Genomic DNA, 13,624 nt, shown 5'->3' with positions numbered 1-13,624 from the left:
CCGCACACGGATACAAAAAAGGCTCGCCATTGGCGAGCCTTTTCACTACCTGTCGAGCTTTTCGCCGACATACCGACACCAATTCGAATCGAATTAGTTGAGCTTCTCTTTGATACGAGCAGCTTTGCCGGACAGGTTGCGCAGGTAGTACAGTTTGGCGCGGCGAACATCACCACGACGCTTCAGTTCTACACTGTGGATCAGCGGAGAGTGAGTCTGGAATACACGCTCAACACCTTCGCCGTTGGAGATCTTGCGAACGGTGAAAGCAGAGTGCAGACCGCGGTTACGCTTGGCAATCACGATGCCTTCGAAAGCCTGCAGACGCTCTTTACCACCTTCTTTAACACGAACTTGAACACGTACGGTGTCGCCCTGGGCAAAAGCCGGGATGTCGGTACGCAGTTGCTCTTGTTCAAGCTGCTGAATAATCTTGCTCATTGTCTTTCCTTACCTAGGATAAACTGAAAACTCTACTTAACGCTGTCACGCACTTCGCGGACATACTCGGCAAGAAGTGATTCTTGCTCGTCAGTCAGAGCTAGGTTGTTAATAAGTTCCGGCCTTCTCTGCCAGGTTCGTCCGAGCGATTGCTTGAGTCGCCAGCGCCGAATCACTTCGTGATTGCCGCTTGTCAGCGCCTCGGGCACCGTCAGCCCATCCAACACCTCCGGCCGAGTATAGTGGGGATGATCCAGCAGCCCATCCGTGAAGGAGTCCTGCTCGGCACTGGCCTGATCACCCAAGACCCCCGGGACCAGACGCGAAACCGCATCGATCAGGGTCATGGCAGGCAACTCGCCACCACTTAACACGTAATCCCCGATAGACCACTCTTCGTCGACTTCGGTTTGTATCACGCGTTCATCGATACCTTCGTATCGACCGGCGACCAGAATCAGTTTCTGATTCGTCGCCAACTCGGTCACGCCCGCTTGAGTCAGCTTGCGCCCCTGAGGAGAGAGATAGATGACTTTCGCCCCGTCTCCCGCCGCTTGCTTGGCTGCATGAATGGCATCACGCAACGGCTGAACCATCATCAACATGCCGGGCCCACCACCATAAGGACGATCATCGACCGTACGGTGTTTGTCGTGGGTGAAGTCCCGAGGGTTCCAGCACTCAATCTGCAGCAGGCCACTCTTGACGGCCCGACCCGTTACCCCGTGCTCGGTAATGGCTCGGAACATTTCCGGGAAGAGGCTAATCACCCCAATCCACATAAGAAACCTCCGGCACCCGTGTTAGCGCGGGAAACTAGAAACCAGGATCCCAATCAACTTCGATTGTTCGAGCAGTCAGATCAATATTCTTGATCACCTGCTCTTCCAGGAACGGTATCAACCGCTCCTTTGCACCAAAGGCATCTTTTACATTGGCCTCAACCACCAACACATCGTTGGAGCCGGTTTCCATCAATTCGGTCACCTTGCCCAGGTCGTATCCCTTGGTGGTTACCACGGTGCAACCAATGAGGTCACGCCAGTAGAACTCCCCTTCGGGCAACGCAGGCAACAGATCGGCGGGGACGCCAATCTCGACGTTGGTCAATGCCAGGGCATCCTCACGCACATCGATACCATCGAGTTTGCAGATCAGACCCTTGTTGTGACGCTTCCAGGATGACACCCGGATTTCACGCCACGCCCCGTTCTGATTGATCAGCCAGGGGTTGTAATCGAAAATCGCTTCGGCAACATCGGTGAAGGAGTTCACTTTAAGCCAGCCCTTGATTCCGTAAACGGTCCCCAGGGTGCCCAGAACTACAGGTTTTTCCACCTTAACTCCCTACCGTTTGGCTGATTAAGCAGCTTTGGCAGCGTCTTTGATCAGCTTGGCAACGCGGTCAGAAACAGCGGCACCAGTAGCAACCCAATGCTCGATACGAGCCAGGTCCAGGTTCAGCTTTTCAGCGTTACCAGCAGCAACCGGGTTGAAGAAACCGACGCGCTCGATAAAACGACCGTCACGGGCGTTACGGCTGTCAGCAACTACTACCTGGTAGAACGGACGCTTTTTCGCGCCACCACGTTGTAAACGAATGGTTACCATATCGTCCTCATAAACATCTAATGAACAAGGCCTGCAAATACGCAGACCCTAGCTTAAAATAAGCCGCGTAATTCTACTTGGATTCGTAATAATTGCAACCAAGCCAGCTATTTTTTGCGCAGGGATTGGCATGAAAAAGGCTCACCAGGGTGAGCCTTTCTGCCTGACCAGCAGGAAAATCAGAACGGACCGCGACCGCCACCACCGAATCCGGGGGGCAGCATGTTCTTCATCTGGCCCATCATCTTGCGCATGCCGCCCTTGCCGGACATCTTCTTCATCATGCGCTGCATCTCGGTGAACTGCTTGAGCAGCTTGTTCACATCCTGGACCTGCATGCCGGAGCCCGCAGCGATGCGGCGCTTGCGGGAGCCCTTGATGAGATCGGGATGGGCACGCTCTTTCGGCGTCATGGAGCTGATGATGGCCTCCATCCGCACGGTGAGCTTGTCATCCATCTGATCCTTGATGTTGTCCGGCAGGCCGGACATGCCGGGCAGCTTGTCGAGCATCCCCATCATGCCACCCATGTTGCGCATCTGGGCCAGCTGCTCACGGAAGTCTTCCAGATCGAAGCCCTTGCCGCTCTTGACCTTGCTGGCCAGCTTGGCCGCCTTCTCTTTATCGACGTTGCGCTCCACCTCTTCGATGAGAGAGAGCACATCCCCCATGCCGAGGATGCGGGAGGCGAGACGATCCGGGTGGAACGGCTCCAGCGCGTCAGTCTTCTCACCCATACCGATGAACTTGACCGGCTTGCCGGTGATATGGCGAACCGACAGTGCGGCACCACCGCGGGCATCACCGTCTGCCTTGGTAAGGATCACACCGGTGAGCGGCAGCGCCTCGTTGAAGGCCTTGGCGGTATTGGCAGCATCCTGACCTGTCATGGCATCCACCACGAACAGGGTTTCGACCGGCTTGATGGAGGCGTGCAGATCCTGGATCTCCGCCATCATTTCGCCATCGACGTGCAGACGACCGGCAGTATCGACGATCACCACGTCATAGAACTTCTTGCGCGCCTGATCGATGGCGGCAGTGGCAATGGCGATCGGTTTCTGGCTGGCATCACTCGGGAAGAAGTCGACACCGATGTCGCCCGCAAGGGTCTCAAGCTGCTTGATCGCCGCCGGACGGTAAACGTCCGCACTGACCACCAGCACCTTCTTCTTGCTGCGCTCCTTGAGCAGTTTGGCCAGTTTGCCGACCGTAGTGGTCTTACCGGCCCCCTGAAGACCTGCCATCAGGATGATGGCCGGCGGCTGGGCAGCCAGGTTGAGCTGTTCGTTGGCCTCCCCCATCACGGTGACCAGTTCGCCATGGACGATCTTGATGAAGGCCTGGCCCGGGCTCAGGGATTTGGCCACTTCCTGGCCCACGGCTCGTTCCTTGACGCGCGCCACGAAATCGCGCACCACCGGCAGGGCGACGTCAGCCTCGAGCAACGCCATGCGGACTTCGCGCAGGGTATCCTTGATGTTCTCTTCGGTCAGGCGGCCGCGGCCGCTGACATTGCGCAGGGTGCGCGAGAGTCGTTCAGTCAAATTCTCAAACATGACGCTTTCCGGTTCTTGGCGTGACACTGGGGGCATTATACCCCGGTCAGCACTCTAGGGACGATTACTCGCCGCTTGCCGCGGCGGCCTGCCATCGAGCGGGCAGGTCAACAAATGGAGGGCAGTATACCCCAGTCAACGCCGGAGGACGATTATTCGCCGCACGGTGACCATCAACGCCTACTTATATGTGGGCAGTTAGCCTCTGGCACAACTGGCGAGCATATCTTGTGCAAGGTATACTGCCCCTCTTATCCATAAAGCTTGTTTGACAACGACCTGGTTATGATCGTGATCTCTGTTCTGGCCCTGGCGTTTTACCTGCTGGCCATCATCGCCTCGCTGCACCTGCTGCTCAGCGCCAAGCCCGTCGGGCAAGTATCGCTGTTCGCCTGTGTCGGCCTGGCCCTGACCGCCCATGGCATGGCGGTGGGCAGCGAAGTGCTGGCCACCCATTCCGGCCAGAATCTCAGCATGTTGAACGTGGCGTCCCTGGTCAGCCTTATCATCAGTTGCTTCATGACCTGCGTCACCCGACGCTTCAACGGCTGGATCCTGCTGCCCGTCGTCTACAGTTTTTCAGCCCTGCTGCTGGCGGCCAGCGCGCTCATTCCCGGGCGCTACATCACCCATCTGGAAGCGCACCCCCAGTTACTGCTGCACATAGGCCTCGCGCTGATGGCCTATTCGGTACTGATGATCGCCTGCTTGTTTGCCCTCCAGCTTGCCTGCCTGGACAGGCAACTGAAATCCAGAAAGATCAGCCACCTGCCAGCCATGCCACCCCTGATGACGGTGGAGAAACGCCTGTTTCAGCTCATTTCCGCAGGTCTGCTGCTGCTGACCCTCTCCATCGCATCCGGCCTGTTCTTCCTGGAAGACATGTTTGCCCAGGGCAAGTCCCACAAGGCCATCCTCTCTATCCTGGCCTGGTGCGTCTACGCTCTGCTGCTCTGGGGTCACCATACCCGTGGCTGGCGCGGCCGCAAGGTCATCATGCTGAGCCTCATCGGCAGCTTCATCCTGACACTGGCCTATTTTGGCAGCCGTTTCGTCAAGGAAGTGCTGCTTAGCTGACACACGAACATTCCCCAACCATCCTTACAGGAGCCCTTCTTGGACAGTATCTCAACGAGTACATTGCTGATTGTTCTCGTTATCTTGATCCTTTTGTCAGCCTTCTTCTCCAGTTCCGAAACCGGTCTGATGTCGCTCAACCGCTACAAGCTGCGGCATCTGGCCCAGACCAAGCACAAGGCTGCCCGCCGGGTCGAGAAGCTGCTGGCCAGGCCGGACCGCCTGCTTGGCCTCATTCTCATCGGCAACAATCTGGTCAACATCCTGGCCTCCGCCATCGCGACCATCGTCTGCATCCGGCTGTTCGGGGATCTCGGCGTCGCCATTGCCACCTTCGGGCTGACCCTGGTGGTACTGGTATTCGGGGAAGTCACCCCCAAGACACTTGCGGCCATGTTCCCCGAGCGGATAGCCTACCCTGCCTCCTGGATCCTCAAGGGGCTGATGGTGCCGTTCGCCCCCCTTGTCTGGCTCATCAACAGCATCACGAACCTGCTGCTGAAACTCTTGCGTCTCGAGCACAACAAGGATGACTCCCTCAATTCCGAAGAGCTGCGCACCATCGTCAACGAGGCGGGCAATCTCATTCCCAAGCACCACCAGGAGATGCTGATAAGCATTCTGGATCTCGACAAGATGACGGTGGAGAACATCATGGTCCCGCGCAGCGAGATCTCCGCCATCGACATCAATGACGACTGGAAGATCATACTGCGCCAGCTGGCCCACTGCGCCCACACCAAGATCCTGCTCTATCGCGACAACATCGATGACGTCGTCGGCTTCCTGCACTCACGGGACGCCCTGAGACTGGTCGCCCGGGATCAGTTCAGCAAGTCCAGCCTGCTGCGGGAAGTCGACCCCATCTATTTCATCCCCCAGGGGACCCCCCTCAACGTGCAGTTGGCCAAGTTCCAGCGCAACAAGGAGCGAATTGGCCTTATCGTCGACGAATATGGCGATATTCAGGGGCTGATCACCCTGGACGACATCCTGGAAGAGATTGTCGGTGACTTCACCACCTCCATGACACCGACCCCGAGTGACGAGATCCATCCCCAGCCGGACGGCTCCTTCCTGGTCGAAGGCTCCGCCAGCATCCGCGAGCTGAACAAGGAGATGGACTGGCACCTGCCCATGGACGGCCCACGGACCCTCAATGGCGCCATCCTGGAGTACCTTGAGGAGATCCCCCAACCCAACATCAGTGTCAGGCTGGCGGGCTACCCTATCGAGATTCTCGAAGTGGAGAACAACATGGTGAAGATGGCGAGGATCATGCCGCACCTGTACCGGGACGATTCAGGGTACGAGGATTGAAAAAAGGCTGCCGATGGCAGCCTTTTTGTTTCACTCGCTCTCGTCATCCGGCTCCAGCACCAGAGTGGGGATGAGCTCACCGAACACCTGCTGCAACTCGTCACGGTTTGCCAGCAAATCCTGCAGCGTATAGCCATCCATCACCGCGAGGAAGGCGTTCATCGCCTCCTTCAAGGCACTCTTGAGCAGGCAGACGGAGACGATATGGCAGACCGGGGAGCTGCAGTCGATCCCGTCCAGATTGCCTTCCAACGCCCGGATCACTTTCCCGATATTGATCTCGTCGGGGGAGCGCGCCATGCGGATGCCACCATTCTTGCCGCGTTGTGACTGCAGATAGCCCAGTTTTACCAACTGGTTCACCACCTTCACCATGTGGTTGCGGGATACGTCGTACAAGGCGGATACCTTGGCCACGCTCGACAGTTCCCCCTCCGGCAGGGTGGCCAGATAGAGCAGGGCTCTCAATCCAAAATCGGTATAGCTCGTTAGTCTCATAGTGCCTGTAGCGCCTAGCGCGAAGAATTGATGATTGATCCAGATCAATTAAACATTTAGGATGCAACTTAATAAGTGACATTCCAGATGTTCAATTAGAAAGGACCTCCTATGTTAGACCAAGCCACCATCGCCGTCATCAAGAGCACCATTCCTTTGCTCGAATCGGCGGGCCCTGACCTCACACGGCACTTTTATCAGCGCATGTTCAGCCACAATCCCGAGTTGAAGGATCTCTTCAACCTGGCTCACCAGCGTAGCGGGGGACAGCCCTTGGCACTGTTCAGTGCGGTGGCGGCCTATGCCAGGAACATTGACAATCTGGGGGCCCTGGCCGGAGCCGTTGAACGCATCGCCCACAAACACACGGGTTTCCTGATCCAACCGGAACAATATCACATTGTGGGTAGTCATCTCTTGGCCACGCTCAAAGAAATGGGTGGCAACGCTGTCACGGAGGAGGTCCTTACCGCCTGGGGCAAGGCTTACGGTGTGCTGGCCGACATCTTTATCGGCCGGGAGAGCGAGCTCTATCGGGAGAAGGCAAGCCAGGACGGTGGTTGGCAGGGAACCCGCCCTTTCATCATCAAGGAGAAGCGTCAAGAGAGTGAACTCATCACCTCTTTCGTCCTGGCCCCCCTCGATGGCAACCCCGTGTTGCGTTTCAAACCGGGGCAATATCTCAGTATCAAGCTGGTTCATCCCGCCCTCGAGCATCAGGAGATCCGCCAGTACTCCCTCTCGGACACCCCCAATGGCCGCGACTACCGCATCAGCGTCAAGCGCGAACCCAGGGGTCAGGCCTCCAACCTGTTGCATGATCATCTTCACATCGGTGACACGGTCGACATCATGCCGCCGGCCGGCGACTTCTTCCTGCAAGAGGTGACAGACACGCCTGTGGTGCTGATCTCCGCCGGGGTCGGCCTCACCCCCCTGCTGAGCATGCTCAACCACTTGCTGGCCGATGGCCCGGATGTGGATATTCGCTGGCTTCACGCCTGCGAACATGGCGCCCACCACGCGTTCAGGGACGAGATCCGGGCAAAGAGCAGGCAATACGGGAAACTGGAGAGCCGGATCTGGTATCGGGAGCCGGGGGAGCAGGATGTCAAAGGAGAGGATTACGACTTCAGCGGCACTCTGGCACTGGAGCAGGTCACCGACCTCATTCCGGCCGACGCCCACTACTATTTCTGCGGCCCTGTCCCGTTCATGAAGGCAGTCAAAGCTCAGCTGGAGAATGTGGGCGTGCCTGCCAAGCGGATGCACTACGAGGTCTTCGGCCCCCATCAGGGCCTCTGATCCCTCCCCTGACCGGGAAAATGCACAAGGCCCACAAGCACTGCTTCGTGGGCCTTGTAATATCAAAGCGGGCTACCAGGACTCAGTGCATCGCCTTGGCACGAGCGATGGCATTGGCGGGCATCCGGTTGCCGAGCCGGCTGAGCAGGCTCGCCGCCTTCTGGTGCATGGCCTTGTCACCGATGACGGCGCCGTGCAGCCAGTGATACGCCTCCTCGTAATCCAGCGGACTCCCCATGCCCTGCAGCAACATCTCCACCCACTCCATCTGTGCCCGTAAGAAGCCGAGGCTCGCGGCTTCCCGCATCAGGGTCTCGGCCCGCACCAGATCCTTCTGAACCAGGATCCCCTTCCAGTAATAGCGGCCAAGCTGTTCCAGCGCCGGCGCCAGCCCCTGGTTGGCGGCCTCCCACATGTACTGCACTCCGATCTGGGCATCCGGCTTGGTGCAAACCCCCCACGCCAGCATGTCCCCCCAGAGGAACTGATAGGCAGGGATCTTCATCACCGAGGCCCGCGCCTCGATATCCTGGGTGAGCTGGCACCTGTCCTGCTTCACCCGGGCCAGATGGCGCCCCTGCTCTATCCAGTTGAGCAGTTCGTCCTGGCGATAAAGCGGCACGGCCTGCAACTCTCCTGCAGCAGCGGATGCCTGCGTCGTCGCCCTGGGCAGCGGCGCAGCTGCCGGTGCGGACGGTACAGGTGCGGATGAGGATGGCGCCTGGGCTGGCGCTGCTGGCACAGGGAGGGATGGCGTGGCGACAGAAGAGGCTGCCGTCAGGGCTGGCTGGGCCGATGATGAGGCCGGTGACAAGGGTGCAGACGCCGCGGATGGCGGCGCGGCTGCAACCGCCACCGCCTGGGTGGGCGCGGCGGCCGAGGTGGGCTCCGCACCCTGCAAGGGGAAGCTGCACACACCGATAATGGCGATGAGGGTTCTTGGTTTTATCATAGGGATCTCCTGCTGCCTTCTGTTATCGGCAGCCAGGGCCATCTCCTTAGCCCACCACATTAGCCCGCTACACCCAACCCCGAAAATGACAAAGGGGAGCCTGGGCTCCCCTTGCGGTCGACGTAGAGACTTACTTGACGAAGTCGACGCCCAGCTGGATGTCGGCCTTCAGGGTGGCCAGCATGCTGTCCATCGCTTCCTGCTCGAAGGCGCTCAGCTTGCCGTAGTCCAGCACGGTTTCGACACCGTTCTTGCCGAGCAGCACCGGCTGCGCGAAGAAGGTGGCGTGCTCACCGTTGCCTTCCACATAGGCACACTCGATGACGTTGGCTTCCCCTTGCAGACCCTTGATGAGCGACAGACCGAAACGGCAGGCTGCCTGACCCATGGAGAGAGTGGCGGAACCGCCACCGGCCTTGGCTTCCACCACTTCGGTACCGGCATTCTGGATGCGCTTGGTCATGGCAGCCACTTCCTCAGCGGTGAAGCTGGCGCCTTCAACCTGGGAGAGCAGCGGCAGAATGGTCACGCCACTGTGACCGCCGATGACGTTGACGCGTACCTTGTCAACGTTCAGGCCCTTGGCCTCGGCCACGAAGGTCTCGCCACGGATCACATCCAGGGTGGTCACGCCGAACAGGCGACGTTTGTCATAGACACCGGCTTTCTTCAGCACTTCGGCGGCGATGGCGACCGTGGTGTTGACCGGGTTGGTGATGATGCCGATCAGTGCTTTCGGGCAGGAAGCGGCACACTTTTCCACCAGGTTCTTGACGATCCCGGCGTTGATGTTGAACAGGTCGGAACGGTCCATGCCGGGCTTGCGCGCCACGCCGGCAGAGATCAGCACGACATCGGCGCCGACCAGAGCCGGGCTCGGATCTTCACCGCAGAAACCTTTTACTTTCACGTCAGTCGGGATGTGGCTCAGGTCCGCCGCCACGCCCGGAGTGACCGGGGCAATGTCATACAGGCTCAGTTCGGAACCGGCAGGCAGGCGGTTTTTCAACAGCAGAGCGAGGGCTTGGCCGATGCCACCGGCGGCACCCAGAACGGCAACTTTCATGATCAACTCCATGTCTAAGCGTAGGTTTAAGGTTGTTTCTAGTTGGGTTAACGCTGATTCTTATTGTGCGCCTCACCTTAAAGGATCCCCTCCTAAAAAACAATCTGATAACAGTTGTAATCACGGGTTCTGTGAGCCAGGGAACAAGCGGCGATGAAAGCGGAGAGGAATATGCGATAAATGGGAGGAAAGACACAGATTTCCTGTGCTCCCCTCACCATTAAGAGGTAAATGTGACTGCTTCAGGACTGGAAAGCCAGTGCCCGACGCTCACACCAGCGGAAACCAATTGTTAACAATCCATTCATGGTCAGATAGAGCGCTCCGGCCACGGTGAACACCGCCAGGGTGTCATAGGTCTGGGCGTTGAGACGCTGGGCCAGCCCCATGATGTCCATGATGGTGATGGTACTGGCGAGCGAACTCCCCTTGAGCACCAGGATCACCTCGTTGGAATAGGCGGGGACCAGCCGACGGGCGGCATGGCGGGTCTTCATCCACAGGGTCTGTCCGGCCGAGAAGCCGAGCGCACGGCAGGCCTCCACCTCACCGGCGGGGATGGCGTCGAGCGCCCCCTTGAACAGCCGGGTGGAGTAGGCTGCTGTATTGAAACCGAGCGCCAGCACGGCGCAGAACCAGGGTTGCTTGAGCAGCGGCCAGAGCGGCCCCGCCTTGAGCCACTCGAACTGGCCAGGCCCGTAGTAGATGAGGAAGATCTGGATGAGCAGCGGCGTACCGGTAAAGACCAGCACCCAGAGCTGCACCAGCTGGGTCGCCACCGGAATGCGGCGCTCCAGCACCCAGGTCATGCCGGCCGCCATCAGCACGCCCAGCAACAAGCTGAACGCGGTGAGCTGCAAGGTGATCGCCAGCCCTCCCAGCAGGGTCATCAGGTAATCCTGCATGATCAGCCTCCGTAACGGCGGGTATAACGAGCCGCCTGCTTCAAGCCAAATTCACTCACCAGACTGATGGCCAGGTAGATGAGGGCCGCGGCGGCGTACCAGGTGAAGGGTTCATAGGTGCTGGCCGACGCCATCTGCGCCTGGCGCATCATCTCGTTCACCCCGATGAGGGAGACCAGGGCGGTGTCTTTCAGCAGCACCAGCCACTGGTTGCCGAGCCCGGGCAGGGCGTGACGCCAGGCCTGGGGCAGCACGATGCGAAAGAAGGTGTGCCCCTTGCCCAGGCCGAGCGCCTGCGCCGCCAGCCGCTGCCCCGCGGGCACCGCATTGAGGGCGGCACGCAGGGTCTGGGTGGCGTAGCTCGCAAACAGCAGGGAGAGCGCCAGCACACCGCAGGCGAACGGGCTGAACTCCACATACTCCCCGGTGATGAGGAACAGCACCTGGGTCGAGCCGAAGTAGATGAACAGCACCACCAGCAGCTCGGGCAGACCACGGATCAAGGTGGTCAAGGTGGCCACGGGCCACACCAACGCACGCTGCTTGCTCAACTCAGCCGCACTGAACGCCAGCGCCAGCGCCATGCCCCCGACCAGGGATGCCAGGGCCAGCCCGAGGGTCATCCAGGCTGCATCCAACAACAGGCTCAACATGGCTTACTGCGCGAAGTACTTGTCATAGATCTTCTGATAGGTGCCGTTGGCCTTGATCTCGGCCAGCCCCTTGTTCAGCTGGGTCAGCAGCTCCTGGTTGCCCTTGGCCACCGCGATGCCAAAACCGGTACCGAAGTACTTGGCGTCGGTCACCGGGGTACCCACCACGGCGTATTCCTTGTGCTGCTTGAGCCAGTCGGCGGCCACCGCGGTATCGGCAAACACGCCATCGGTGCGGCCGTTCATCATGTCGAGGAAGGCGCTCTGGTAGCTGGCGTAGGGCACGGTCAGCAGACCCTTGCTCACCCAGTTGTCCACCAGATAGGACTGGTGGGAGGTGCCGTTCTGCACGCCGACTGTCTTGTCCACCAGATCGTCCGGCCCCTTGAAGGTCTCTTTCTTGGCGACGAACACCGCGGAGTTCTCGTAATAGATGTCGGAGAAGTCGACCTGGGCGGCCCGCTCCGGCGTCACGTCCATGGCGGCGATGACGGCATCATAGCGACGGAACTTGAGGCTGGGGATCAGGCTGTCGAAGGCCTGGTTGTGGAAGCTGCACTCCAGCTTGACCTGGGCGCAGACGGCGCGGGCCAGATCGATGTCAAACCCCTGGAACTCGTTCTTGTCGTCCAGGTATTCGAACGGCGCATAGGTGGCCTCGGTGGCGAACTTGATCTCTTTCGCCAGCACAGAAGTGCTCAGCAGGCCCATGGCGGCGACCAGCAACAGACTCTTTTTCATGACAGCTTCCTTATCGACTCAATATCAATGCATCAAGAATTCGGCAAACCGGCTGGTTTGCGGGGCCTGGAAGATGGCGGCGGTGCCGGATTCGATGATCCGCCCCTTCTCCAGGTAGATCACCTGACTGGCCACCTTGCGGGCGAACTCCACCTCGTGGGTCACCACCACCTGGGTGATGCCGGTCTGGCTCAGGGTGCGGATGATCTCCGCCACCTCTTTGGTAATTTCGGGGTCCAGGGCCGCGGTCGGCTCGTCAAACAGCAGCACCTGGGGATCCATCATCAGGGTACGGGCGATGGCCACCCGCTGCTGCTGGCCACCGGAGAGGCGTGCCGGCCAGGCATCGCGCTTGTCGGCCAGCTGCAACTGGGCCAGCAGGTAGGCTCCCTTGTCGATGGCCGCCTCGCGGCTCATGCCGAGCACCTTGACCGGGGCTTCGATCAGGTTCTCCATCACAGTGAGGTGGGGCCAGAGATTGTACTGCTGGAACACCATGCCCACCTTGCGGCGCAGCGCCTGAGCCTGACGGTTGAACTCGGCGGCGGAGAGGCTGGACGGGAAAGAAAATTCACTGTCTGCGATGCGCAACACACCGGCATCCGGCGTGTCCAGCAAGTTCATCATGCGCAGCAGAGAGCTCTTGCCTGCCCCGCTCGGGCCCAGCAATACCAAGGTCTCGCCGGGAGCAGTCCGAAAGCTCACCTGCTGCAGTACCGGCACCTTGTGCCAGGATTTTTCGATGCCGATTAATTCGATACCCATACAGCCCAATTGAATAAGTTTTCAAAATTTCGTCCTGATTCTAGCGCCAGCATAAGTTGATGCAAGCTATATTTGAATCAATATGCAGAACAAGCGCCGCTTCCTTGCCAAAACAGGCATATGAATGCAAAATAGCAGCGCTGTTCGTATCTGCCGCCTGAGCGTGACAGGCGGTCACTCCCCTCATTCGTGAGTCCAAGATGAAACATAACGACAAGCAAGAAAAACTGGCCAAGGCCTTTAAAGCCTTGCTGAAAGAGGAGCGTTTCGGCTCCCAGGCAGAGATAGTGACTGCCCTGCAAGAGATGGGCTTCGAGAACATCAACCAGTCCAAGGTCTCGCGCATGCTGAGCCGCTTCGGCGCCGTTCGCACCCGCAATGCCAAGATGGAGATGGTCTACTGTCTGCCGGTGGAACTGGGCGTGCCCACCACCTCCAGCCCCCTCAAGAACCTGGTGCTGGATGTCGACCACAACGGCGCTCTGGTGGTGATCCACACCAGCCCCGGCGCAGCCCAGCTGATCGCCCGCCTGCTTGACTCCCTCGGCAAGGCCGAAGGGATCCTCGGCACCATCGCCGGTGATGACACCATCTTCATCACCCCGACCAGCGATACCGACATCGAGGAGCTCTACCTCTCCGCCCTCGAGCTGTTCGAGCAGACGCCCTGATCCGGTCGCCTTGGGCGATCCGCACAAAAATCCCGGCCTTGGCCGGGATTTTTTGTTTTG

Annotated in this window: 16 protein-coding genes; 4 read left to right on the top strand and 12 right to left on the bottom strand. The window is 59.2% G+C overall.

The window, feature by feature from the left end; all coding sequences use genetic code 11:
- Positions 1-93: 93 nt before the first annotated feature.
- The 5 genes from rplS to ffh form a co-directional block, all read right to left on the bottom strand.
- A complete protein-coding gene (gene rplS, locus BGO64_RS06420; RefSeq protein WP_005313505.1) occupies positions 94-441 on the bottom strand; it encodes a 50S ribosomal protein L19 in 348 nt (115 codons plus the stop codon).
- 32 nt (positions 442-473) lie between these two features.
- A complete protein-coding gene (trmD, locus tag BGO64_RS06415; protein WP_010673086.1) occupies positions 474-1,223 on the bottom strand; it encodes a tRNA (guanosine(37)-N1)-methyltransferase TrmD in 750 nt (249 codons plus the stop codon).
- A gap of 34 nt (positions 1,224-1,257) precedes the next feature.
- Positions 1,258-1,779 carry a ribosome maturation factor RimM gene (rimM, locus tag BGO64_RS06410; RefSeq protein ID WP_039039979.1) on the bottom strand — a complete coding sequence of 174 codons (522 nt, stop codon included), beginning with the start codon at positions 1,777-1,779 and terminating at the stop codon, positions 1,258-1,260.
- Positions 1,780-1,803: 24 nt separating this feature from the next.
- On the bottom strand, positions 1,804-2,052 hold the full coding sequence (gene rpsP, locus BGO64_RS06405; RefSeq protein ID WP_010673084.1) for a 30S ribosomal protein S16: 249 nt from the start codon (positions 2,050-2,052) through the stop codon (positions 1,804-1,806).
- A gap of 179 nt (positions 2,053-2,231) precedes the next feature.
- Entirely contained in the window at positions 2,232-3,611 is a 1,380-nt protein-coding gene (ffh, locus tag BGO64_RS06400; protein WP_069652212.1) for a signal recognition particle protein, read from the bottom strand.
- Between the two features lie 285 nt (positions 3,612-3,896).
- Between ffh and BGO64_RS06395 the strand changes: the two genes are divergently transcribed.
- Both BGO64_RS06395 and BGO64_RS06390 read left to right on the top strand, forming a co-directional pair.
- Positions 3,897-4,688 (top strand): cytochrome C assembly family protein, encoded by a 792-nt coding sequence (locus BGO64_RS06395; RefSeq protein ID WP_039040017.1) that lies wholly within the window; start codon positions 3,897-3,899, stop codon positions 4,686-4,688.
- Between the two features lie 39 nt (positions 4,689-4,727).
- Entirely contained in the window at positions 4,728-6,008 is a 1,281-nt protein-coding gene (locus BGO64_RS06390; RefSeq protein WP_010673081.1) for an HlyC/CorC family transporter, read from the top strand.
- Between the two features lie 30 nt (positions 6,009-6,038).
- Here BGO64_RS06390 and BGO64_RS06385 read toward each other — a convergent pair whose 3' ends face one another.
- The gene (locus tag BGO64_RS06385; protein WP_286700357.1) at positions 6,039-6,506 is read right to left on the bottom strand and encodes an Rrf2 family transcriptional regulator; all 468 of its coding nucleotides are present in this window, start codon (positions 6,504-6,506) and stop codon (positions 6,039-6,041) included.
- Between the two features lie 111 nt (positions 6,507-6,617).
- Between BGO64_RS06385 and hmpA the strand changes: the two genes are divergently transcribed.
- Positions 6,618-7,811 carry an NO-inducible flavohemoprotein gene (gene hmpA, locus BGO64_RS06380; protein WP_286700356.1) on the top strand — a complete coding sequence of 398 codons (1,194 nt, stop codon included), beginning with the start codon at positions 6,618-6,620 and terminating at the stop codon, positions 7,809-7,811.
- Between the two features lie 82 nt (positions 7,812-7,893).
- Here hmpA and BGO64_RS06375 read toward each other — a convergent pair whose 3' ends face one another.
- The 6 genes from BGO64_RS06375 to BGO64_RS06350 all read right to left on the bottom strand — a co-directional run bounded on the left by BGO64_RS06375 (position 7,894) and on the right by BGO64_RS06350 (position 12,893).
- Positions 7,894-8,484, bottom strand: coding sequence for a tetratricopeptide repeat protein (locus BGO64_RS06375; protein WP_029313773.1), 591 nt, complete (start codon positions 8,482-8,484; stop codon positions 7,894-7,896).
- 409 nt (positions 8,485-8,893) lie between these two features.
- The gene (gene mdh, locus BGO64_RS06370) at positions 8,894-9,829 is read right to left on the bottom strand and encodes a malate dehydrogenase (RefSeq protein WP_010673076.1); all 936 of its coding nucleotides are present in this window, start codon (positions 9,827-9,829) and stop codon (positions 8,894-8,896) included.
- A gap of 242 nt (positions 9,830-10,071) precedes the next feature.
- Positions 10,072-10,734: an arginine ABC transporter permease ArtM gene (gene artM, locus BGO64_RS06365; protein ID WP_010673075.1), complete on the bottom strand. Its 663-nt coding sequence runs from the start codon at positions 10,732-10,734 to the stop codon at positions 10,072-10,074.
- 2 nt (positions 10,735-10,736) lie between these two features.
- Positions 10,737-11,387 carry an arginine ABC transporter permease ArtQ gene (gene artQ / locus BGO64_RS06360; protein WP_286700355.1) on the bottom strand — a complete coding sequence of 217 codons (651 nt, stop codon included), beginning with the start codon at positions 11,385-11,387 and terminating at the stop codon, positions 10,737-10,739.
- Between the two features lie 3 nt (positions 11,388-11,390).
- Positions 11,391-12,128 carry an arginine ABC transporter substrate-binding protein gene (locus tag BGO64_RS06355; protein WP_286700354.1) on the bottom strand — a complete coding sequence of 246 codons (738 nt, stop codon included), beginning with the start codon at positions 12,126-12,128 and terminating at the stop codon, positions 11,391-11,393.
- A 24-nt stretch (positions 12,129-12,152) separates the two neighbouring features.
- Positions 12,153-12,893: an ATP-binding cassette domain-containing protein gene (locus tag BGO64_RS06350; protein ID WP_286700353.1), complete on the bottom strand. Its 741-nt coding sequence runs from the start codon at positions 12,891-12,893 to the stop codon at positions 12,153-12,155.
- A gap of 200 nt (positions 12,894-13,093) precedes the next feature.
- Here BGO64_RS06350 and argR point away from each other — a divergent pair, with 200 nt between their 5' ends.
- A complete protein-coding gene (gene argR, locus BGO64_RS06345) occupies positions 13,094-13,564 on the top strand; it encodes a transcriptional regulator ArgR (protein WP_005308670.1) in 471 nt (156 codons plus the stop codon).
- Positions 13,565-13,624: the final 60 nt, after the last annotated feature.

Source organism: Aeromonas sp. 62-46, from assembly GCF_001898585.1.
Taxonomy (GTDB): Bacteria; Pseudomonadota; Gammaproteobacteria; order Enterobacterales; family Aeromonadaceae; genus Aeromonas; species Aeromonas caviae.
The sequence above is the reverse complement of the archived record's forward strand: the minus strand, read 5'-3'. Positions and strand labels throughout refer to the sequence as shown.

What these genes read in the sequence shown, in the direction of transcription:
- rplS (WP_005313505.1), bottom strand. Translation starts at nt 441, where the DNA reads ATGAGCAAGATTATTCAGCAGCTTGAACAAGAGCAACTGCGTACCGAC.
- BGO64_RS06350 (WP_286700353.1), bottom strand. Translation starts at nt 12,893, where the DNA reads ATGGGTATCGAATTAATCGGCATCGAAAAATCCTGGCACAAGGTGCCG.
- artQ (WP_286700355.1), bottom strand. Translation starts at nt 11,387, where the DNA reads ATGTTGAGCCTGTTGTTGGATGCAGCCTGGATGACCCTCGGGCTGGCC.
- argR (WP_005308670.1), top strand. Translation starts at nt 13,094, where the DNA reads ATGAAACATAACGACAAGCAAGAAAAACTGGCCAAGGCCTTTAAAGCC.
- rpsP (WP_010673084.1), bottom strand. Translation starts at nt 2,052, where the DNA reads ATGGTAACCATTCGTTTACAACGTGGTGGCGCGAAAAAGCGTCCGTTC.
- BGO64_RS06395 (WP_039040017.1), top strand. Translation starts at nt 3,897, where the DNA reads ATGATCGTGATCTCTGTTCTGGCCCTGGCGTTTTACCTGCTGGCCATC.
- trmD (WP_010673086.1), bottom strand. Translation starts at nt 1,223, where the DNA reads ATGTGGATTGGGGTGATTAGCCTCTTCCCGGAAATGTTCCGAGCCATT.
- hmpA (WP_286700356.1), top strand. Translation starts at nt 6,618, where the DNA reads ATGTTAGACCAAGCCACCATCGCCGTCATCAAGAGCACCATTCCTTTG.
- ffh (WP_069652212.1), bottom strand. Translation starts at nt 3,611, where the DNA reads ATGTTTGAGAATTTGACTGAACGACTCTCGCGCACCCTGCGCAATGTC.
- BGO64_RS06355 (WP_286700354.1), bottom strand. Translation starts at nt 12,128, where the DNA reads ATGAAAAAGAGTCTGTTGCTGGTCGCCGCCATGGGCCTGCTGAGCACT.
- BGO64_RS06385 (WP_286700357.1), bottom strand. Translation starts at nt 6,506, where the DNA reads ATGAGACTAACGAGCTATACCGATTTTGGATTGAGAGCCCTGCTCTAT.
- artM (WP_010673075.1), bottom strand. Translation starts at nt 10,734, where the DNA reads ATGCAGGATTACCTGATGACCCTGCTGGGAGGGCTGGCGATCACCTTG.
- mdh (WP_010673076.1), bottom strand. Translation starts at nt 9,829, where the DNA reads ATGAAAGTTGCCGTTCTGGGTGCCGCCGGTGGCATCGGCCAAGCCCTC.